This is a genomic window from Arthrobacter sp. Bi83 (genome assembly GCF_918698095.1).
In the GTDB taxonomy this organism is placed as follows: domain Bacteria; phylum Actinomycetota; class Actinomycetes; order Actinomycetales; family Micrococcaceae; genus Arthrobacter.
The window spans coordinates 34,499-54,616 of sequence record NZ_CAKKLY010000003.1 but is presented as its reverse complement, the minus strand read 5'-3'; the positions used below and the strand labels follow the sequence as shown (position 1 = coordinate 54,616).

Genomic DNA, 20,118 nt, shown 5'->3' with positions numbered 1-20,118 from the left:
AGTAGTTGTCGATTCCCCTCGCCCTAGCCTAGACGTGTGAGGCACCTCTCACTGTTGTGCAAAATGACCTATAGTGTTCTGGCATGAGACGTAATGCACAAAAGAAAACCACGCCCTCTGCCGTGTTTTCCGGCCAGGTCAGCGTTGACCTGACTGCCATTTCCGACAATGTCCGGGCCCTCCGGGCGCTCACTTCTGCGCCGCATTTCATGGCGGTGGTCAAGGGCAACGCCTACGGCCACGGGCTGGTGGACGTGGCCCAGGCAGCCCTTGCCGCCGGGGCCGACTGGCTCGGGACCGCGCAGCTCACCGAAGCCCTCGCGCTGCGACGGGCCGGCATCACCGCCCCGGTTCTGTCCTGGCTGTACCTGGCCACGGCGTCCAGCGACATCATTCGCGAGGCCCTGGAAAACGACGTCGACATGTCCCTGGGCAGCGCCGCCCAGCTGGATGTGGTGGCGGGCATCGCCCGCGCGCTCGGAAAGCCGGCGGCGGTCCATCTGGAGCTGGACAGCGGGCTGAGCCGAGGCGGCGCCCGCACCGAGGACTGGCCGGACCTTGTGGCCGCCGCACGCAGCGCCGAGCTTGAGGGAACGCTCACCGTCAGGGGAATCTGGACCCACCTGGCCTGGGCCGACGTGCCCGCGCACCCCAGCAACGCCGCCGCGGTAAACGCCTTCGAGGACGCCGTGCGGCTGGCCCGGGAAGGCGGGCTGGATCCGGAACTCAGGCACGTTTCCAGTTCCGCCAACATTCTGGACCGCCCCGAGTTCGCCTTCGACATGGTGCGGGCCGGACTGGCCGTCTACGGCCTGGCGCCTGCCGACCACCTGGATCCGGCGGATTTCGGGCTGCGTCCTGCCCTCACCGTGACGGCTCCCGTGGTGCTGGTCAAGAGGGTGCCTGCGGGCACCGGCGTGAGCTACGAACACCAGGCCATCACGCATGAGGCGCGGTTCCTGGGGCTGATTCCGCTGGGCTATGCGGACGGCATTCCCAAAGGCATTTCCGGCCGCAGCATGGTCCAGCTGGGCGGCAGGCGGGTGCCCGTGATCGGCAAGGTGTGCATGGACCAGTTCATGGTGGATCTCGGCCCGGAAACCGGCGGCGTGTCCGTCGGCGACACCGCCGTGCTGTTTGGTGATCCGGACACCGGAGCGGCGAGCGCTGACGACTGGGGCTCGGCCATCGGCAGCCACGGCGACGAAATCATCAACAGAATCGCGCCCCGCCTCCCCCGGACCTACGGCCCGCCCCTTAATAGCGGCCTGCCCAGGGCTTACGAGTGCCCCGACTACCAGGACCCCGAAGACGGTGCGAACCATGTCGCCTGAGGCTGCCGCCGGAACCGGAACCGGAACCGGAACGGGCTCCGGGACCGGGGCCGGGGCCGGGGCCGGCGCCGGGACCGGGACCGAACGGCTGAGCGTTGTCACGCTCCAGCAGTTCCTGGACAAGTTGCCGCCTGAGTTGAAGATCCTTCACGACGGCGGCAACGGCACCGGCCTGCTCCGGTGGGTCGAGCCCAGTGAGCTTGAGGATCCCACCCCGTATCTGCTCGACGGCGAGTTCCTCCTCACCGCGGGGCTGCCTTTTGTGGGCGAGGCAGGCCACGAAGCCAGGGTTGATGCCTACGTGCGGCGCCTGGTGGGAGCCCGCGTAGGTGCCCTGGGTTTCGGCCTTGAGCCCTACTTCAACGCTGCGCCGGAGGCACTGGTCGACGCCTGCGTCCGGCACAACCTGACACTGGTGGAAGTGCCCAGCACGGTGCCGTTCGCGGCCATCGGGCTGGAGTTCTCACAGCTGCTCGAATCGGACAACGCCAAACTGTTCAGGCAACTGGCGGACACCAACCGGCAGCTGATGCGCGCGGTCCTTTCCGCCCGCCCCGAGCACGAACTCCTGGCCGCGCTGACCCAACGGGTCCCGGTGTGGGCGGTGCTGGTCGGCGCGGACGGAAGGGTCCGCGCCCGGGCGGGCGCTGGCGTCGAGCTTCCTGCACTGCAGCAGATCCTGGAACGGCTCCTGGGCGGCAGCGGGCCCCGGGTGGAGATGGATTCCTTCGACGTTCCCGGCTCCGCGCTGGTGTTCGGGCATCCGCTGCGCAGCACCCGCGACGCCAACCTTGGCGCTCTGATCCTGGGCACTGACGCCGCGCTGACGCCGTCGCAGAACAGCGTGGTGTCATCCGCCGTCGGACTCTTGGAACTGCTGGTCCGGCAGCGGACCAGCGGGTCCCTCGCCCCCAGCCAACTGGCCACCGCGCTGCTGCTGCACCCGGACAGCCTGGCAAGCGGAGGAACGAAGCATGTCAACGGCCTCAGGGACCTGCTGGCCCAAAGCACGTCCTCCACCCGATCGGCCCCGCTGCGGGTGGTGCAGGGCATCAAGGCGGAGCATGCCGCATGGCCGGCGGGCGACAGCCCGGTGCGGGAACTGCTGCAGTGGCGGCGGCTGTTCGACACGAAGCTCGTGGAGATCACGGACTACGGCTTCGCGGCCGTCACGCGGCTGAAGGTCGACGACGCCCTGGTGGGCGAAGTCGAAAAACTCGGCTGGCGCCTGGTCATCGGGGACGCCACCGAACTGGCGGGGCTGGCAGGCGCGTACCAGCGCGTGACGTCACTCCGGTCCCGGGTCAGAAACACCGGAAAGAGCGCGCGGGTGGATGACGTCTCGTGGACGGTGGCCGGCCTGCTGGGCCGCGAAGCCGGCACCATGCTGGCGGGCCGCCTGCTGGAGCCTCTGCTCAGCCAGGAGCCCGAACGCCGGGACGCGCAGCTCGCGGTCCTGCGCTCGTGGCTGGGCGAAAACGGAAGCTGGGATGCCACGGCCAAGGTGCTCGGACTGCACCGCAACAGCGTCCGGCGGCAGATCAACGCCGTGGCGGAACTGCTGGACAGCGACCTCAACCAGGCGCAGGTACGGGCCGAGCTGTGGATCGCCCTGCAGTACGTGGACGAGCTGTTGCCGGCCGCCGGCGCCGCGACGGCCGGTCCCGTGACGTAATTAACCCGGGCCGTCCACATCCAGGCCGTCTTCCCACGCGCGGTAGACGCGCGGACGGCGTTCGGCCAGGTACGGCACGGTCTCCCTTGCCTGCCGGGCCGCCTCGGCGCTGACGTCAGCGAACAGCAGTTCCGGGCCGGACCCGGCCGCGGCCAGCAGGGAACCGTCCGGAGCGGCAATCACGCTTCCGCCGAGGAATTCGCAGCCATCTTCCGTGCCCGAGTGGTTGGCGTAGGCCACCGTCAGTTGGCTTTCCAGCGCACGGGCACGCAGGAGGATCTGGGGAACCTCGTCGAATCCGTGGGCAAGCGCGGTGGGAACGAGGAGCAGGTCGGCGCCGCGGGCGGCCGCGGCACGCGCGGTCTCGGGAAATTCCACGTCGTAGCAGATCGCCAGTGACGTCTTGATCCCGTCTAGATCCACGACGGCGGGGGCTGCTTCGGCGGGGCTGAACGCCTTGCGCTCCTCGGGCCCGAACAGGTGGACTTTGGAGTAGCTGAGCAGTTCCTCACCGTGGTTGCTGACCAGGGTCGCCGAGATCTGCCATTGCCCGTCGGCCGCGATGGCAGGAAGGCTGTAGACGATCGCGATGCTGCGGCGCCGGGCGATGTCCGCCAAGGTACTGCGGATCGCGGAGAGGCCGGCAGGGTCCAGTTCCGTGCGGACCCGCAGCGGCGCGTAGCCCACCGGGAACAGTTCGGGGGTCAGCAACACGCGCGCACCTGCCGCCGCCGCGTTCTGCGCCGCCTCATCAACCGCACGGCAGTTGTGTTCCACATCCAAAACAGTGGAGTTTGCCTGCATCAGCGCCAGCAACACCATGATCACCTCAAGAGTCTTTTGCGAATGTCCGCCTGGACCGGACCGCCTTTGTCTTCAGCGTAGCCCCGGCCGTAAGTCCTTAACCCGGGCCATTTGCACCGTCGAAGTCGGCCTGCGGGACGTATTGTCCGCCTGCACCCGGGCAATGAGAACCCCTCCCTTGCGTTAACTTCTTGACTGCAAGGCTGCGATGGTGCACTCTTCTAAGCATGCCCTCAACATCGCGCTCAACGAGGAGCCGAACTAAAAACCCAGGGTCGCAGTCCGCTCTCCGGCATCTGAACCAGCAGCGGATCATCGAATGCCTGCTGAACGGCCCCTCAACCCAGGCGGAACTCGCCCGGCAAACGGGCCTGTCAACCGCGACCGTGTCCAACATCGTGAAAATCATGCAGGATTCCGGCCTGGCCTCCACCGAGCCGATTACCAGTTCCGGGCGGCGGGCGCTCAACGTGCGGCTGAACAGCAACGGCGCGGTGGCTGTGGGCATCGACTTCGGCCGCCGGCACTTGCGCGTGGTGCTTGCCTCCCTGAGCTACCACATCATCGCCGAGGAATCCGTCCTGCTTCCCCTCGGGCACCACGCCGATCAGGGCATCCTGGCCGCCGTCACGCTGCTGTCCAAATTGCTCACCGACAGCGGAGTGGAGCGCAGCGCCATAGTGGGTGCCGGCGTCGGCATCCCCGGCCCCATAGACCGCCGGACGGGCACGGTGGCCCAAGGTGCCATCCTCCCCGAATGGGTGGGTATCAACATCCTGGAACACCTCGAAAACACCCTGCAGTTCCCCATATTCATCGACAACGACGCCAATCTTGGGGCATTGTCCGAGGTCACGTGGGGACCGCACAGCGGCATCAGCAACCTCATGTTTATGAAGATCGGTTCGGGCATTGGCGCCGGGCTGATTCTCAACGGCAACCCGTACTACGGCAACGTAGGCATCACGGGTGAAATCGGCCATGCCACGATCCACGAACACGGACTGATCTGCCGGTGCGGCAACAGGGGCTGCCTCGAGACCATCGCCTCCACCACCACCATGATCGAGCTGCTGAGCCGGGGGGAGGAAAAGCCGCTGACACCCGAGGACATTGTCCGCAAAGCGCTGGCAAGGGACTCGGCCACCCTTCGCGTGGTGGACGACGCCGGCTTGGCAGTCGGGCGTGCGCTGGGCAACGTGGCCAACCTGATCAACCCGGAGGTGATAGTGGTGGGCGGCCCGCTGGCCGGGCTCGGCGAGCTCCTGCTGGACCCCGTCCGCAGGGGTCTGGTGCGGCACGCAGTCCCTGTTATCGGAGAAACGACGACCCTGACAATGTCCTCTTTGGGCGACCGCGCCGAGGCTCTGGGCGCGGCGGCCCTGGTCTTCCAACACGCCGGAATCCGGCGTTCGTAAGGTTTTCGTTACCTGCCCGTTGCGTTAAAGACTTGACGACAAGGGTTGTGATCCAGTTTACTTTTTCATCAGACGGCCCTGCGTTTTGCAGGGCGGACAACGAAGTCACGCATTGGAGGCGTAAGGGCAAATGACGTCCCTCGACACGCATAGCGATCCCGTAATCCTCGAGATGCGCTCCATCACCAAGGAATTCCCCGGCGTTAAAGCTTTGGCCGAGGTAAGCCTGTTGGTGAAGGCCGGAGAGATCCACGCGATCTGCGGTGAGAACGGCGCCGGCAAGTCCACGCTGATGAAGGTCCTCTCGGGGGTGTACCCCCACGGCACGTATACCGGCGACATCGTTTACCAGGCACAGGTCCAGCAGTTCAAGGACATCCGTGCCAGCGAGCACGCCGGAATCGTGATCATCCACCAGGAGCTCGCGCTGATCCCGGAGCTCTCCATCGCGGAGAACATCTTCCTGGGCAACGAGCCCGTCAAGCGCGGCGTTATCGACTGGGCCGAGGCCCGCACCCGGACCCGCGAGTTGCTCGCACGGGTGGGATTGCGGGAGGACCCGGATACTCCTGTCAAGGAAATCGGCGTCGGGAAACAGCAGCTTGTGGAGATCGCCAAGGCGCTGAACAAGTCCGTGAAGCTGCTCATCCTCGACGAGCCCACCGCGGCGCTGAACGAATCCGATTCCCAGCACCTGCTGGACCTGATCCTGGGCCTGAAAGGCCGCGGCATCACGTCCATCATCATTTCCCATAAGCTCAACGAGATCGAGCAGATCGCGGATTCCATCACCATCATCCGCGACGGGAAGTCCATCGAGACCCTGGACGTGAAGGCCGACGGCGTCGACGAGGACCGGATCATCAAGGGCATGGTCGGCCGCACGCTGGAGTCCCGGTTCCCGGACCACGTGCCCAAGATCGGCGAGGTCCTGTTCGAGGTCAAGAACTGGACCGTCGGGCACCCGCAGGTCCAGGACCGCATTGTCTGCAAAGGCTCTAACTTCTTCGTCCGCCGGGGCGAGATCGTCGGCTTCGCCGGCCTCATGGGAGCCGGCCGCACCGAACTGGCACGGTCGGTGTTCGGCCGTTCCTATGGCCGCTACATCACCGGCAGCATCTACAAGGACGGCAAGGAACTCCACCTCAAGAACGTCAAACAGGCCATCGACGCCGGCCTCGGCTACGTCACCGAGGACCGGAAGTCCCTGGGCCTGAACCTCCTGGATGACATCAAGACCACCACCGTCTCGGCGGCGCTGCACAAGATCAGCAAGCACTTCGTGGTGGACGTCAACAAGGAGTTCACGGTGGCCGAGCAGTACCGCAAATCGCTGCGCACCAAGACGCCATCCGTGGAGGAAGGCGTGGCCAAGCTCTCCGGCGGCAACCAGCAGAAGGTGGTCCTTGCGAAGTGGATGTTTACCGATCCTGACCTGCTGATCCTGGACGAGCCCACCCGCGGCATCGACGTCGGCGCCAAGTACGAGATCTACGGCATCATCCAGCAGCTGGCCAACCAGGGCAAGGGAGTCATCGTCATCTCCTCCGAACTGCCTGAACTGCTCGGCCTCTCCGACCGCATTTACACGATCTTCGAAGGCGCCATCACCGGCGTCGTGGACAAAGACGAAGCCAGCCAGGAAAGCCTCATGAAACTTATGACTTCCGCCAGAAAAACCGCCTGACCCTCTGGAATCCTCCAGAACCTTCCAGAACAAGGACTGACACAATGAACGCGCTCAAGAAGCTCTTTGGCGGCAACACCCGCCAATTCGGCATGATCTTCGCCCTGGTTGCCCTGATCGTCTTCTTCCAATTCGCCACTGAAGGCCGCACGCTCACCCCCGGCAACGTCATCAATCTCTTCAACGGCAACTCCTACATCCTGATCCTGGCCATCGGCATGGTGCTGGTCATCATCGCCGGCCACATCGACCTGTCGGTCGGCTCTGTGGCAGCGTTTGTCGGCGTCACCGTGGCCCTTGCCATCAGGGACTGGGGAATCCCCTGGTACCTGGGCATCCTCCTCGGGCTCGCGCTCGGAGCCCTGATCGGCGCCTGGCAAGGGTTCTGGACGGCCTACGTGGGGATTCCCGCCTTCATCGTCACGCTGGCCGGCATGCTGCTGTTCCGCGGCTTCAACCAGTTCGTCGGCAAGTCCAACACCATCCCGGTCCCCGCCGACTTCCAGTACATCGGCTCCGGCTACCTTCCCGAGGTCGGCCCGAACACGGGTTTCAACAACCTCACCCTGCTGCTCGGCCTGCTGGGCGTCGCATTCGTGATCTTCAGTGAAATCCGCTCCCGCCGCACCGCCAAGGCACTCGGCGCCGAGGTCCCCGAGGCCTGGGTGGTCATCACCAAGCTCGTGCTGATCTGCGGTGCCATCCTGTACGCCACGTACCTGTTCGCCACGGGCCGCCCGGGCACCTCGTTCCCCATCCCCGGGCTCATCCTCGCCGTCCTGGTCCTGATCTACGGGTTCATCTCCGCCAAGACCGTCGTCGGCCGCCACGTGTACGCGGTGGGCGGCAACCGGCATGCAGCCGAGCTCTCCGGCGTCCAGTCCAAGAAGGTCAACTTCCTGGTCATGATGAACATGTCCATCCTGGCCGGCCTCGCCGGCATGATCTTCGTGGGCCGGTCCACCGCCTCTGGACCGTTCGACGGCGTCGGCTGGGAACTAGACGCCATCGCGGCCGTGTTCATCGGCGGCGCCGCCGTGACCGGCGGTGTCGGCACCGTGATCGGCTCGATCGTCGGTGGCCTTGTGATGGCAGTGCTGAACAACGGCCTGCAGCTCCTCGGCGTCGGCGCCGACCTCACCCAGATCATCAAGGGCCTGGTCCTGCTGATCGCCGTGGCGTTCGACGTCTACAACAAGAGCCAGGGAAAGAGGTCCATCATCGGCATGCTGACCCAGAGCTTCAACCGCCCCAGCGGCGGCACGTCGCTCCAGCCGGACGAGACAACTTCCACCAAAGAAACCATCTCCCGGGAAGCCTGAGCACCGCCACTCCCCGGAAGCATTTCCCACCCCTATAGAAAGTGAACCAACAATGCGAATGATTGGTAAAGCAGGAAAGGCGGCAGCGATCGCTGCCATTGCGGCACTGGCGCTGACAGCCTGCGGCCGTTCCGACTCCGGTACAACGGGCGGTGGCACAGCTGGCGGCGAGGCTTTCCCCCAGAACTCCTCGATTGGCGTCGCGCTCCCCCAGAAGACCAGTGAGAACTGGGTCCTGGCGGAAAAGCTGTTCAACGACGGACTCACCGGCGCCGGCTTCAAAGCAGACGTCCAGTTCGCCAACGGCGGCGTCTCGGAGCAGCAGAACCAGATCAGCGCCATGATCACCAAGGGCGCCAAGGTCATCATCGTTGGCGCCATCGACGGCGCCCAGCTTGGCACCCAGCTCAAGCAGGCCAAGGACGCCGGCGCGACCATCATCGCCTACGACCGTCTGCTGCTGAACACCGAGAACGTGGACTACTATGTGGCCTACGACAACTTCAAGGTCGGCGAGCTGCAGGGCCAGGCACTCCTCGAGGGCATGGCGAAGAAGAAGGCCCAGGGACCGTACAACATCGAGCTCTTTGCCGGATCCCCCGACGACGCCAATGCGAAGGTCTTCTTCGACGGCGCGATGAAGGTGCTCCAGCCGAAGATCGACGACGGCACCCTCAAGGTGGTTTCCGGCCAGAAGTCGTTCGAACAGGCCGTCACCCAGGGCTGGAAGGCAGAAAATGCCCAGCGCCGTGCCGACACGCTGCTGACCGGCAGCTACTCCTCCGCTTCGCTGGACGGCGTCCTGTCCCCGAACGACACCCTGGCCCGTGCAGTACTGACGTCAGTCAAGGCCGCCGGCAAGCCGCTTCCGGTTGTCACCGGCCAGGACTCCGAGGTTGAGTCCGTCAAGTCCATCATGGCCGGCGAGCAGTACTCCACCATCAACAAGGACACCCGCAAGCTCGTTGAGCACGCGATCGTCATGGTCAAGGACATCCAGGCCGGCAAGAAGCCTGAAATCAACGACGACAAGTCCTACAACAACAAGGTCAAGACCGTTCCTGCGTACCTGCTGGAGCCGGTCATCGTGACCAAGGAGAACGTCAAGACGGCCTACGTGGGCGATCCGGTACTCGGACCGATCACGAAGTAAGGTCACAGGCGTCCCAGCGTTCCAGACACTGGCACCGACGAGCCCCGGATCCCCCGCAAGGGAGGGCCGGGGCTCGTCGCTTTCCTCCCCAACCCTCCTGCACCTTTCGCAACAAAACTCTCAACCCTCCTGCACCTTTCGCAACAAAACTCTCAACCCTCCTGCACCTCCCGGAGGGCGCTGGGAAACAGTCACAGCAAACGCATAGCTTTGGCTCCGACTCTGCACAGCCGCGGGCGCCAGTGTGGGATCCGAAGCCGGCCATTCCGCCGGCACGTGATCCCAAGGAGTACCGTGAGCGTCCTCGCCCGCAGTGTAGGCAATGCCTTCAGAAACAAGGTCAGGACGGCTGCCGTTGTGGCCGTTCTTGCCGTAGCAATCGGACTGGCCCTGGCCATGCTCGTGGCCAACCAGGCTGTGGCGGCGAAAGTCCAGGAGCTGAACGCTTCGGTGGGGACGGTGCTCACGGTCAATCCGGCCGGCGGCCAGGGATTCGAGGGCGGCGGCGAGCCGCTGACCTCGGCACAGGCGGTGACGGCGGCCGGCGTCCCCAACGTGACCGCCGTCGTCGGAACCAAAACGCTGCGGCTGCGCAACGCCACGGAAGCTGCCGCGCAGGCGGCGGCCGGGACCCAGGCAGGTCCGGGCGGCGGCCAAGGGGGCCCCGGCGGACAGACCACCACGCTGACCACCAGCCTCACCGCGGCGGTGGACGCCGGAACGCTCGGCACCCGGAACCAGGCCAGCTCGGGAACCACTGGCACCACCGGCGCCGCCACACAGCCGGCGCGGACTCTTCCTATCACTGCCACCGGCATCGGCGCCGAGGTGGACAGCGCCGGAAAGGCGCTTGAACTGACCGAAGGCGCCGGTTTGGGCAATTACACCGCGGCCTCCACCAAGGCGCTGCTGGGCACCACCCTCGCCGAGAAGAACAACCTCAAGGTGGGCTCCACGTTCACCATCAACAGCACCAAATTCACCGTCGCGGGGTTGTTCGACGCCGGCACTGCCTTCGGCAACAACGCCCTGTACGTGACGCTGCCGGCGGCGCAGACGCTGGCGGAACTGCCCGGTGAACTCTCCACAATGATCGTCACGGTCAACAGCATGGAGAACGTGGACTCCACCAAGACGGCCCTGCAGGCCGCCATCGGGTCGGACAAGGCGGACGTCACGCAGGGCCAGCGCAACCTGGAAACCGCCGTCAGCTCGCTGGACAGCGTCAAGAACATCTCCCTGGTGGCCTTCCTGGCCGCGCTCGGAACCGCCGGCCTGATCATTCTGCTGATCATGGTGATGCTGGTCCGGGAGCGCCGCCGCGAGATCGGTGTCCTGAAGGCCATCGGCGCACGCAACGGCACCATCGGCCTCCAGTTCGTGCTCGAGGCCCTGGTGCTGGTGGCCCTGGGAAGCGTGGTGGGTGCCGCCATCGCGTCCTTCGCCAGCGGCGGCATCGCCAGTGCGCTGGTCAGCTCTGGCACGAGCACGACGGCGGCTGCCCGGCGCGGTGCCGGCGTCCCGGGCGGCGCGGGCTTCCCCGGCGGCGGGGCCGGTCTTCCCGGCGGTCCGTTCGGCGGGGCGTCGCAGCTGCTGACCTCGGTCACCGCGAGTGCCTCCCCCGGCGTGATCGCCGCCGGCATCGGCGCGGTCTTCGGGGTCGCCATCATCGGTGCGCTGGTCCCCGCCCTGCTCACGGCCCGCATCCGTCCCATCGAAGTCCTCCGAGGAGAATAGCCATGATTGAAGTCAAGAACCTCGTCCGCACCTTCAAGACCGGCGACCGGACCATCAGGCCGGTCAATGATGTCAGCTTCGAGCTGGAACAGGGCACACTGGCGTCCATTGTCGGGAAGAGCGGCAGCGGCAAGAGCACGCTGTTGTCCCTCCTCGGTGCGCTGGACAAGCCCACGAGCGGGGACGTCGTCGTGAACGGCGTGAGCCTGGCGAGCATGCCCGACGGCAAGCTGACGGAGTACCGGCGCCGGGACATCGGCTTTGTGTTCCAGCAGTTCAACCTGATCCCCAACCTGTCCGCGCTGGACAATGTGATGCTTCCGATGGAGTTCGCCGGCGTACGGAAGTCAGGGCGGGTACAGCGGGCGCGCGAGCTGCTCGAGCAGGTACAGCTCGACTCGGAGAAGCACGCGCGCCGGATCAACCGGCTCTCTGGCGGCGAGCAGCAGCGCGTTGCCATCGCCCGGGCGCTGGCGAACGAGCCCAAACTGATCCTGGCCGACGAGCCCACGGGCAACCTGGACGAGCAGACGGGCGAGCACATCATCGAACTCCTCAGTTCGCTCAGCCGGGACCACAACACCACCATCCTCGTGGTGACGCACGACCGCCAGCTCGCCAACAAGACCGACCGGCGCTTCCGGCTGCAGCAGGGCAAACTGACGGAGGAACCCGCCCGCAGCCGGGTGGGCGCGGCGGCGGCGGGGTAACGTCCCCTAGGGGTGCGGGCACAGCGGGGAACTGAGGGAGGGCTGGTTTCAACCCTCTCTCAGCTCCCGCAGCGTTCAACACAACGCTCTCTCACTTCCCGTCGGAAATCTTCGAACGCTCTCTCAGTTGCTGTCGGAAATCTTCGAACGCTCTCTCACTTCCTGCAGCGTTCGACCCAACGCTCTCTCACCCGGATGAGAGGATGGCGTCATGACGTCACCCATCGCCACGCCGTGGCTTTTCAGCCAGTCCAACCAGGATCCCCTCGCCGCCACCGGCGCTCCGATTCGGTGGGGTGTCATCGCCACCGGGCGGATCGCCTCGCTGGTCTCCCGGGATCTGGCCCTGCTCGAAGATGCTGAGCTGTACGCGGTCAGTTCACGCCGGCAGGAGGCGGCGGACACCTTTGCCGCCGAATTCGGCTTCTCAAGGGCGTACGGTGGCGACGGCGGGACGCCTGGGTATGAGCGCCTTCTCGCCGACGACTCGGTCGACGTCGTGTACGTGGCCACGCCTCACGCCCAGCACCACCAGATGGTGCTGGCCGCCCTGAATGCCGGCAAACATGTGCTGTGCGAAAAAGCCTTCACGATCAACGCCCGCGAGGCCGCCGAGCTGATCGCCGTGGCCCGCGAAAAGCAGCTGTTCCTGATGGAAGCGGTGTGGAGCCGCTTCCTTCCCAGCATTCAGCGGGCATTCGAAATCGCCGCCTCCGGCGAACTAGGAACGGTGCAATGGGTCACCGCGGATCTGGGCTTCCCCGCACCCTATTCGCCCACAGCACGGCTGTGGGCGGTCAAGGACGGCGGCGGTGCGCTCCTCGACCTGACGGTGTACCCGCTGCTGTGGGCGCTGGGCACCTTAGGATTCCCGCAGGCGGTCAGCGCCACGGGCTTCCTTAATGATGACGGCGTCGACGCCCAGAATGCGCTGACGCTGGGTTACCACCACGGAGCACAGGCGCAGCTGACCTCGTCGCTGCTGGCCCACGGCCCGCGGGCCGCCACAGTTGCCGGAAGCCTGGGCTATCTTCAGGCACTCGGCTCGATCAACAACCCCAAGCAGCTAGTCATCGGCATCGGGCGCGAACCGCTTCGCACGGAACATTTCCACGTTGCGGGCCAGGGCTACACCTATGAGCTTCGCGAGGTGACCCGGTGCATCCAGCAACGCCTGACGGAAAGCCCTGTCATGCCGCTCGAGGATTCCCTGAACACCATGCGGCTTTTCGACGGAGTCCGGGCACAGCTTGGGGTCAGCTATCCGAACGACGCCCACTGACAGGCTGGTCCTGTGCAGGCACTTGCTTCGCAGAAATCCAAATAATATTGTCTGCCGGGTCTGGACTCTCACTTTGAAGCGGGCTTAGGCTGTAGAAGATCGTCGATTATTCGGTGACTTGGGGGGGGTGTTGCGCATGGCTGGTGCCGGATTGCCATGGTCCGCGCTCCGCCCCCTGCGCCCGGTGCTTATCGCCGGAGCTGTCGCTGTGGCCTGGCTCTCCTTTTCAGCCCCGGGTGCAGACGCATCCAACTCGTCCACCTCCGAGTCTCCTCTTGGCGAAATCACCGCGACGGTTTCGTCGCTAAGCACTGGCGTCGATAACGCTGTTGACGTCATCCACCATGCACAGAACGTTGCCGATCCGGTAGGCGAGACGCTGCCGGACCCTGCTGCGGTTGTCATTCCGGAGCCTGCGCCGGCCGCTCCGCTGCCCCAACCCGATCCGCAAACGCCCGCTCCCGAGACGGCGGTGCTACCGGCCGTCGTCGCTCCCGTCGTGGACGAGATCGCGATCCCGTTGGAGACGGTGGTAGGCATCCTGCCTGCGGCAGAAGTACTGCCCGCCGAGGCCGTTGCGCCGGTCGCCTCACAGGTGGATGCCGCGGTTAGCGGTGTGGTGGAGACAGTTGTGCAGCCCGTGACCGAGACGGTCCCGGTGGACCAGGTGATCGGCCAAATTCCCGATCTGCATCCTGATGCCCCGGCCCTCAATGCTCCTGTGGGCACGCCAGTTGTTGAGGCCGTGAAGGACCTCGTCACCGTTCCCGAATCCTCCACCGGTCCCCCGCTCACGCCTGCTGCCACGTCTGTTGCTACGTCTGTTGCCACTGAGAGGACTGACGGCGCAGGCCTTTCCGCGCAAGTCCGCCCGGGATATGCCCCCCTGGTGACCGCTGTGGCCTCCAGCGAAATTGCGCCCAGTCACCTGGGCGGTGCCGGCCATGCGGGTCACAAGAACGCTTCGGGCTCGTCGCCTGCACTTCCCTCCGGCGGAGGAACACCCGGCGGCGACAGCACGCGGTCCCCGGATGCCCTGCTGCCGTCTACGCCGTCGGGGTCGGGCAGTGGCCAGTCCTCGGGCGGCCCGTCAACCTCCGCCGCGTGGCTGACCAGTCCCTTTGAATACCTTCCGCTTACCGGCATTGTCCCGGCCAGCGGTCCACTTCAGCATGTCCCTTCGCCGGTGGCTATTGACCCCGGCTCCTCTCCTGACTAGTTGGGCCTTTCCTGCCTTTCCTTGGGCAGAAATCCGGCCAATCGGGCTGCCTCTGTGCGCCTGTCAACAACTCTTCAGGAGACATCAAAATGCACCAGAAAATTCGCAGGGGCCTACTGGGCACCCTCTTTGCCGGCGGGCTCTTAGCCCTCGGCGCCACCGCGGCTAACGCGGATACCACGGCCACAGGAACTGTTACTGTTGCGCCCGCATCCGCGTCAGCGGACCTCACTGCTTCGACGTCGTTGGGTCTGCTGGGTGGCCCAACGCCGTCGGATACTCCTCAAGTCGCTGTAGCTGCTGACATCGACCTCATCACTGGCAGCAACACGGCGCCGGCTACCGAAACCATCCCGGCAGCCAACGCCACCGTCGACGTCAACCTCGGCAACACCACCGGCGCAGGCACCGAAACCATCCCCGCAGCCAACGCCACCGTCGACGTCAACCTCGGCAACACCACCGGCGCAGGCACCGAAACCATCCCCGCAGCCAACGCCACCGTCGACGTCAACCTCGGCAACACCACCGGCGCCGGCACCGAAACCATCCCCGCAGCCAACGCCACCGTCGACGTCAACCTCGGCAACACCACCGGCGCAGGCACCGAAACCATCCCCGCAGCCAACGCCACCGTCGACGTCAACCTCGGCAACACCACCGGCGCAGGCACCGAAACCATCCCCGCAGCCAACGCCACCGTCGACGTGAACCTCGGCAACACCACCGGCGCAGGCACCGAAACCATCCCCGCAGCGGACGCCCTCGTCGACGTCAACCTCGGCGAAACGGGTCTCCTGGGCGATGGCGGCGCGGCAGCCGAAGGCACCGTCGACGTCACCCTTGGCACCGGGACGGGTACTTCCCTTGGTCTGGGTATCGACCTTGGCGTCCACCTCGGTACTGACACGGGCACCACACCCCCTGCGTCAGATCCCACGGACGGATCCGGAACGGGATCCGATCCTGCTGACGGATCCGGAACGGACGCCGGCACCACCGACGGCACCGGCACCCCGGACCCCGGCACCGGCGGAACCGGCACCGGCACCTCGGACCCCGGCACCGGCACCACCGACAGCTCCGGCACCGCAACGGGATCGGACTCCGGAGCCCTTGCCACCGGCGGGACCGGATCCGGAATCGTTGTCCTGCCTGCGGGTTCAATGACAACGGACTCGTCAATGGCAGCCAACACGTCCGCGGCAGCCATGGGCTCCGGCCAGACAGTAGGCGCCAAGCAGTCCCTCGCCAACACCGGCGCAGACGCTGGCCTGCTGCCCCTCGCCCTCGCACTCCTTGCCATCGGAATGCTGATGGTCATCCGGAGGAAGAAGGCATAGCCCCCTGAAGGAATAATCAGCCGGGACCGCGCGTCCGGGCTGAGCACAACGGACCCATATCGGCGGTCCGGCTTCGACTGGTCCTTGGACGCTCCGAAGCCGGACTGCCGATAAGGCCGTGTCCGGGGCTGGCCCGTTCGGGGCATCCCCTGCGGCATCTCGGCGTCCTCCGCTCCGCGCGCGTATTACCCTTAACGGGACCCACTGCGGATAAGGACGGCAAAGTGTTGGAAGATTCGCCCAGCGGGATGACGGCTGATGTGCTGGACGGCCGCTACAGGCTCGGAGAAATAATTGGCCGCGGAGGCATGTCATCGGTCTACACGGCCCGGGACGAGAACCTCGGCAGGGACGTGGCGCTGAAGCTCTTCGCTCCTCAGGCTGCTGACGCGGATGAGCTCAAGCGTCAGGAAGCCGAGATCAAGCTGCTCGCCACGCTCAACCATCCGAGCCTCGTGACACTGTTCGACGCCGGCGTGGACACCCGTGTGCCTGACCAGCCGCGGCCGTTCCTCACGATGGAACTCGTGGCGGGCCAGGACCTTCGGGGCCGCCTCCGCCACAGCCGGGTTCCGCTCGAGGAGCTGGCCGTGATCGGAGCCGGGGTCGCCGACGCGCTGGCGTATGTGCACGGTCTGGGCATCATCCACCGCGATATCAAACCGGCCAATATCCTTCTCGTACAGGTGCGCCCGGGAGAACCAGTGCGGCCCAAGCTGACCGACTTCGGCATCGCCCGGATCGTCGACGGCACCCGGCTCACGGCGACCGGTACCATGGTGGGCACCGCGGCGTACCTGAGCCCGGAACAGGCCATGGGCTCGCCGCTGTCGCCGGCCACGGACATCTACTCCCTGGGCCTCGTGCTGCTGGAATGCATCAAGGGAACCGTGGAATATCCGGGCAGCGCAGTGGAATCAGCGGTTGCCCGGCTGCACCGCGCACCCGAGCTTCCCGCGGACCTCCCGGCAGAGTGGCAGCACCTTCTGGCCTCCATGACAGCCCTCGATCCACTGGACAGACCCACCGCCGCAGACCTGGAGGTCGCTCTGCGCCAGGCCCTGGTTTCGCCGGAATCCGTGCCGGGCGACGTGGCCGAGGAGCATACCCGTGTCCTGCCCGCCCTGCCGTCGCGGCTGCCGTCGTCAGTGCTTCCGGAAGGCTACGCCCAGACCGAAGAGCCCGCTGAAGACACTGCCACCGCACGGCAGAACAGCGACACACGCCGGGACGGCAAGAGGCCCAGCCGGCGCGTCTGGCTGGCGTCCGCCGTCGCCGCTGCCGCCCTGCTCGCCGGTGGAGCGGCGGTGACCGCCGCCGTAATGGCCCCAAAAACGCCCGACGTCGTGACGTATCCCAAGGTGACCGGAACCATGGGTGATCATCTCGCTGAGCTGCAAAAGAGCGTTCAGCCGTGATCCCGCACGCCGGGTTGCGCCCGCAGGGCATCCGGCGGAGCAGCGCGTTGTCGGCTCTCGCCGCCGGCGCGCTTGCCGTCAGCCTTGCGGGCTGCGGCGGCACTGCCGCGGAGTTGGAGACCGCTGCCGCGGGGCAACTGCAGCAGCGCGTGCTGGCTGTCACCAAGGCAGCCGCGGGGAAGAATCCGGCCGCCGCACTCAAGTCCCTTGACCAGCTGACGTTGGAGCTCGACGCCGCCGCTGCCGCCGGCCAGGTTTCCTTCCGGCGCCACCAGAGCATCACGGTGGCCGTCAACGCGGTGCGCGCCGACCTCGCGGCCGTGCAGGCGGCCACGAAGGCCACGGCCAAGGCCGCTCCTCCCGCGTCTCCCGCAACGACTTCACCGGTTGTCGTCTCCCCGGCGCCCGCGCCGGCCACCGGCGGACAGCCGGGCTCCGGGCAGGGCAAGTCAGGGCAGGGCGAAAAGGGCAAGGGATCGGACAAAGGCAAGGGGTAGTCTGCGCGACGTCGCCGGTCAGCGCAGTTTAAGAGCCGGGCAGGCAGGAACGCACGACGGCGGTGCTTCCTGCCTGCCCGGCCTTCAGCAGGCAGCTGGCCTGTTAGGTGTTCTGCGGTCCTGCGGCAGACGCCGGGAAACGCTCCCACGTCCGGTGCGCTGCCAGCAGTTCCTGGATAGTGGGCAGGACATCTTCCGGACCGTCGCCCAGCACTACGCCGGCTGCGTCCTCCGTGATGCTGGCTGCATCCACTCCCGCGGCACCTGATCCCCATGCCCCGATTGCCTTGGCATGACGGAAGGCCTCAGACAGCAGGAGCACCACCCGGGGATCAAGCGAGGCACCCGGTTCGCCGGCCTTGGCATCGAGCCCCGGCTCAGCATTGTCGGCGGGGGCGCCGGAGCCCGCCACAACGACTGCGTCGAACTCCGTGGAGCGCGCGGTGAGATAGGTCCGCTGAACCGGGATCCCGCCGTCGTTCTCCGCGCCGAGGGTTCCTCCCACGGGCGCGATCACCAGCGGAACGATTCCGGCGGCGTGAAGGGTCTTGCGTGCTGCGCGCACGGAATCAAGATCGCTGGATCCGTCCGCGACGATACCCACTACCCGGCCGGCAACGGGCCAGGTCTGCCCGAGCTGGGACAGGGCTGGGCTCGGATCCGCGTCAGGCACTGCCTCAGTGGCCTCGGGCGCCGGCATGCCAAGTCCCTGCGCCACCGCCGCGCACAGCCTGGAATCGATATTGGCCAGGGCAAGCAGCTGCCGCTCCCGGATCACCTTCTCGTAGCACTTGCCCAGTTCGAACGTATACGCCTGGATCACGTGCTCCTGCTCCACCGGCGTCAGGCTGCGGAAGAACAGCCGCGGCTGGCTGAAATGGTCGTCAAAGCTCGCCGGAGACTTCCGCTCCTTGATGGCCTCCGCAATCGCTTCCGGAACCTCCACGAACGCGCCCAGATCCTGCCCGGCTTTGAAGGGGCACCCGCCGTCCAGCGAATTCGGCCGGTACGGGGCGACTCCCCCGTGAACGGCCGTCTGGTGCATGCCGTCCCGCAGCATGTCGTTCACGGGAGCCTGCGGACGGTTAATGGGGATCTGGCCGAAGTTGGGACCGCCAAGCCGGGAGATCTGCGTGTCAAGGTAGGAGAACAGCCGGACCTGAAGGAGCGGATCGTTGGTGACATCGATTCCGGGAACCAGGTGGCCGGGGTGGAAAGCAACCTGCTCTGTCTCCGCAAAGTAGTTGACCGGGTTGGCGTTGAGTGCCATGAGACCGATGGGCTGCACGGGCGCGAGTTCCTCGGGCACGAACTTCGTGGGGTCCAGGAGGTCGATCCCCTCGAACATCTGATCTTCGGTGTCCGGGAAAGTCTGGATTCCCAGCTCCCACTCCGGGTAGGCGCCTGCCTCGATGGCGTCGGCAAGATCCCTGCGGTGGAAGTCGGGGTCCATGCCGTTGATGATCTGGGCTTCTTCCCAGACCAGAGAGTGCACGCCCTGCTTGGGCTTCCAGTGGAATTTGACGAGCGTGGTGCCGCCCTCGGCATCCACCAAGCGGAAAGTGTGAACGCCGAAACCTTCCATGGTCCGGTAGGAACGCGGGATACCGCGGTCGGACATGTTCCACATCGTGTGTGCCTGGGCCTCAGTGTGAATCGAGACGAAGTCCCAGAAGGTGTCGTGGGCGCTCTGGGCCTGCGGGATCTCGCGGTCCGGGTGCGGTTTGGCCGCGTGGACAACGTCCGGGAACTTGATGCCGTCCTGGATGAAGAACACCGGGATGTTGTTGCCGACAAGGTCGTAGGTGCCTTCGTCGGTGTAGAACTTGGTGGAGAATCCCCGGGTGTCCCGCACCGTATCTGCGGACCCCCTCGAGCCCAGGACGGTGGAGAACCTCACGAACACTGGGGTCTCCACGTCCTTGGCCAGGAAGCCCGCCCGGGTGATTTTGGCAGCCGTTCCATACGACCTGAAGATTCCGTGCGCGCCGGCGCCACGGGCGTGGACGACCCGCTCGGGGATCCGCTCGTGGTCGAAATGCGTGATTTTCTCGCGGAGATGGTGATCCTGCAGCAGGATGGGACCACGCGAGCCTGCCTTCAGGGAATGGTCAGTGTCGCTGAGCCGCAGTCCTTGCGCGGTCGTAAGGTACTGGCCGGACTGCGCCCGGGAATTGGCTGGGGCGCCGGTGGGGGTGCCGGTTGGGGACACTGCCTCGGGCCCCTGTTGGTCAGGCTTGGGAGGTAACGGCTCCCGGGGCGTTGTGGGCTCCTCGGCGCTGGGAGGCTCGGGAGCGGGCGCACCAGGGATATTGATGTTGGTCTCTGCTGACATGAAATGCTCCTTCTATCTTGGACAGCCTTGGCAAGATTCGGCACACAATAGAAAAGCTAAGCCTGCTTAGCACTCTATGGAACATGCCTTCAGGCCACAACCGAGGTCCGTTTTTCGATGGACGCCGTCTTGGTCAGCAAAGGTACTGTCTCTCTTCAATTGCATCGCGCTTCGGACTAGCTTG

Annotated in this window: 15 protein-coding genes; 13 read left to right on the top strand and 2 right to left on the bottom strand. The window is 65.9% G+C overall.

Translation table 11 applies throughout. From position 1 onward, the window contains the following. Window positions 1–83 precede the first annotated feature (83 nt). Window positions 84–1,334 (top strand): alanine racemase, encoded by a 1,251-nt coding sequence (gene alr / locus LQ144_RS03115; RefSeq protein WP_230117100.1) that lies wholly within the window; start codon window positions 84–86, stop codon window positions 1,332–1,334. After that, window positions 1,324–3,009: a PucR family transcriptional regulator gene (locus LQ144_RS03110; RefSeq protein ID WP_230117099.1), complete on the top strand. Its 1,686-nt coding sequence runs from the start codon at window positions 1,324–1,326 to the stop codon at window positions 3,007–3,009. The genes alr and LQ144_RS03110 overlap by 11 nt, the downstream gene beginning before the upstream one ends. Here LQ144_RS03110 and LQ144_RS03105 read toward each other — a convergent pair whose 3' ends face one another. Next, complete coding sequence (locus LQ144_RS03105) at window positions 3,010–3,831, bottom strand: nitrilase-related carbon-nitrogen hydrolase (RefSeq protein WP_230117186.1); 822 nt, start codon at window positions 3,829–3,831, stop codon at window positions 3,010–3,012. Window positions 3,832–4,040: 209 nt separating this feature from the next. On the opposite strand from LQ144_RS03105, the gene LQ144_RS03100 reads away from it, so the two are divergent. From LQ144_RS03100 to LQ144_RS03050, 11 genes are all read left to right on the top strand, one after another. Then, window positions 4,041–5,231, top strand: a complete 1,191-nt coding sequence (locus tag LQ144_RS03100) for an ROK family transcriptional regulator (protein ID WP_230117098.1) — start codon at window positions 4,041–4,043, stop codon at window positions 5,229–5,231. A gap of 130 nt (window positions 5,232–5,361) precedes the next feature. Next, window positions 5,362–6,918, top strand: coding sequence for a multiple monosaccharide ABC transporter ATP-binding protein (gene mmsA / locus LQ144_RS03095; RefSeq protein ID WP_230117097.1), 1,557 nt, complete (start codon window positions 5,362–5,364; stop codon window positions 6,916–6,918). A 44-nt stretch (window positions 6,919–6,962) separates the two neighbouring features. Beyond that, window positions 6,963–8,240, top strand: a complete 1,278-nt coding sequence (gene mmsB, locus LQ144_RS03090) for a multiple monosaccharide ABC transporter permease (protein WP_230117096.1) — start codon at window positions 6,963–6,965, stop codon at window positions 8,238–8,240. Window positions 8,241–8,292: 52 nt separating this feature from the next. Further along, window positions 8,293–9,393 carry a sugar-binding protein gene (locus LQ144_RS03085; protein ID WP_230117095.1) on the top strand — a complete coding sequence of 367 codons (1,101 nt, stop codon included), beginning with the start codon at window positions 8,293–8,295 and terminating at the stop codon, window positions 9,391–9,393. Window positions 9,394–9,687: 294 nt separating this feature from the next. Further along, window positions 9,688–11,130, top strand: a complete 1,443-nt coding sequence (locus LQ144_RS03080; RefSeq protein ID WP_230117094.1) for an FtsX-like permease family protein — start codon at window positions 9,688–9,690, stop codon at window positions 11,128–11,130. 2 nt (window positions 11,131–11,132) lie between these two features. After that, window positions 11,133–11,840 (top strand): ABC transporter ATP-binding protein, encoded by a 708-nt coding sequence (locus LQ144_RS03075; RefSeq protein ID WP_230117093.1) that lies wholly within the window; start codon window positions 11,133–11,135, stop codon window positions 11,838–11,840. 211 nt (window positions 11,841–12,051) lie between these two features. After that, window positions 12,052–13,122, top strand: coding sequence for a Gfo/Idh/MocA family oxidoreductase (locus LQ144_RS03070; protein WP_230117092.1), 1,071 nt, complete (start codon window positions 12,052–12,054; stop codon window positions 13,120–13,122). A 136-nt stretch (window positions 13,123–13,258) separates the two neighbouring features. Beyond that, window positions 13,259–14,341 (top strand): hypothetical protein, encoded by a 1,083-nt coding sequence (locus tag LQ144_RS03065; protein ID WP_230117091.1) that lies wholly within the window; start codon window positions 13,259–13,261, stop codon window positions 14,339–14,341. Between the two features lie 89 nt (window positions 14,342–14,430). Then, a complete protein-coding gene (locus LQ144_RS03060; protein WP_230117090.1) occupies window positions 14,431–15,684 on the top strand; it encodes a hypothetical protein in 1,254 nt (417 codons plus the stop codon). A gap of 224 nt (window positions 15,685–15,908) precedes the next feature. Then, the gene (locus LQ144_RS03055; protein WP_230117089.1) at window positions 15,909–17,102 is read left to right on the top strand and encodes a serine/threonine-protein kinase; all 1,194 of its coding nucleotides are present in this window, start codon (window positions 15,909–15,911) and stop codon (window positions 17,100–17,102) included. Continuing rightward, window positions 17,099–17,599 carry a mucin-associated surface protein gene (locus LQ144_RS03050; RefSeq protein WP_230117088.1) on the top strand — a complete coding sequence of 167 codons (501 nt, stop codon included), beginning with the start codon at window positions 17,099–17,101 and terminating at the stop codon, window positions 17,597–17,599. Before LQ144_RS03055 ends, LQ144_RS03050 begins: the two co-directional genes overlap by 4 nt. Window positions 17,600–17,702: 103 nt before the next feature. On the opposite strand, the gene LQ144_RS03045 is transcribed toward LQ144_RS03050, so the two are convergent. Next, on the bottom strand, window positions 17,703–19,934 hold the full coding sequence (locus LQ144_RS03045; protein ID WP_230117087.1) for a catalase: 2,232 nt from the start codon (window positions 19,932–19,934) through the stop codon (window positions 17,703–17,705). Between the last annotated feature and the right edge of the window lie 184 nt (window positions 19,935–20,118).

What these genes read in the sequence shown, in the direction of transcription:
- mmsA (WP_230117097.1), top strand. Translation starts at nt 5,362, where the DNA reads ATGACGTCCCTCGACACGCATAGCGATCCCGTAATCCTCGAGATGCGC.
- LQ144_RS03075 (WP_230117093.1), top strand. Translation starts at nt 11,133, where the DNA reads ATGATTGAAGTCAAGAACCTCGTCCGCACCTTCAAGACCGGCGACCGG.
- LQ144_RS03100 (WP_230117098.1), top strand. Translation starts at nt 4,041, where the DNA reads ATGCCCTCAACATCGCGCTCAACGAGGAGCCGAACTAAAAACCCAGGG.
- alr (WP_230117100.1), top strand. Translation starts at nt 84, where the DNA reads ATGAGACGTAATGCACAAAAGAAAACCACGCCCTCTGCCGTGTTTTCC.
- mmsB (WP_230117096.1), top strand. Translation starts at nt 6,963, where the DNA reads ATGAACGCGCTCAAGAAGCTCTTTGGCGGCAACACCCGCCAATTCGGC.
- LQ144_RS03110 (WP_230117099.1), top strand. Translation starts at nt 1,324, where the DNA reads ATGTCGCCTGAGGCTGCCGCCGGAACCGGAACCGGAACCGGAACGGGC.
- LQ144_RS03105 (WP_230117186.1), bottom strand. Translation starts at nt 3,831, where the DNA reads ATGGTGTTGCTGGCGCTGATGCAGGCAAACTCCACTGTTTTGGATGTG.
- LQ144_RS03060 (WP_230117090.1), top strand. Translation starts at nt 14,431, where the DNA reads ATGCACCAGAAAATTCGCAGGGGCCTACTGGGCACCCTCTTTGCCGGC.
- LQ144_RS03065 (WP_230117091.1), top strand. Translation starts at nt 13,259, where the DNA reads ATGGCTGGTGCCGGATTGCCATGGTCCGCGCTCCGCCCCCTGCGCCCG.
- LQ144_RS03085 (WP_230117095.1), top strand. Translation starts at nt 8,293, where the DNA reads ATGCGAATGATTGGTAAAGCAGGAAAGGCGGCAGCGATCGCTGCCATT.
- LQ144_RS03070 (WP_230117092.1), top strand. Translation starts at nt 12,052, where the DNA reads ATGACGTCACCCATCGCCACGCCGTGGCTTTTCAGCCAGTCCAACCAG.
- LQ144_RS03045 (WP_230117087.1), bottom strand. Translation starts at nt 19,934, where the DNA reads ATGTCAGCAGAGACCAACATCAATATCCCTGGTGCGCCCGCTCCCGAG.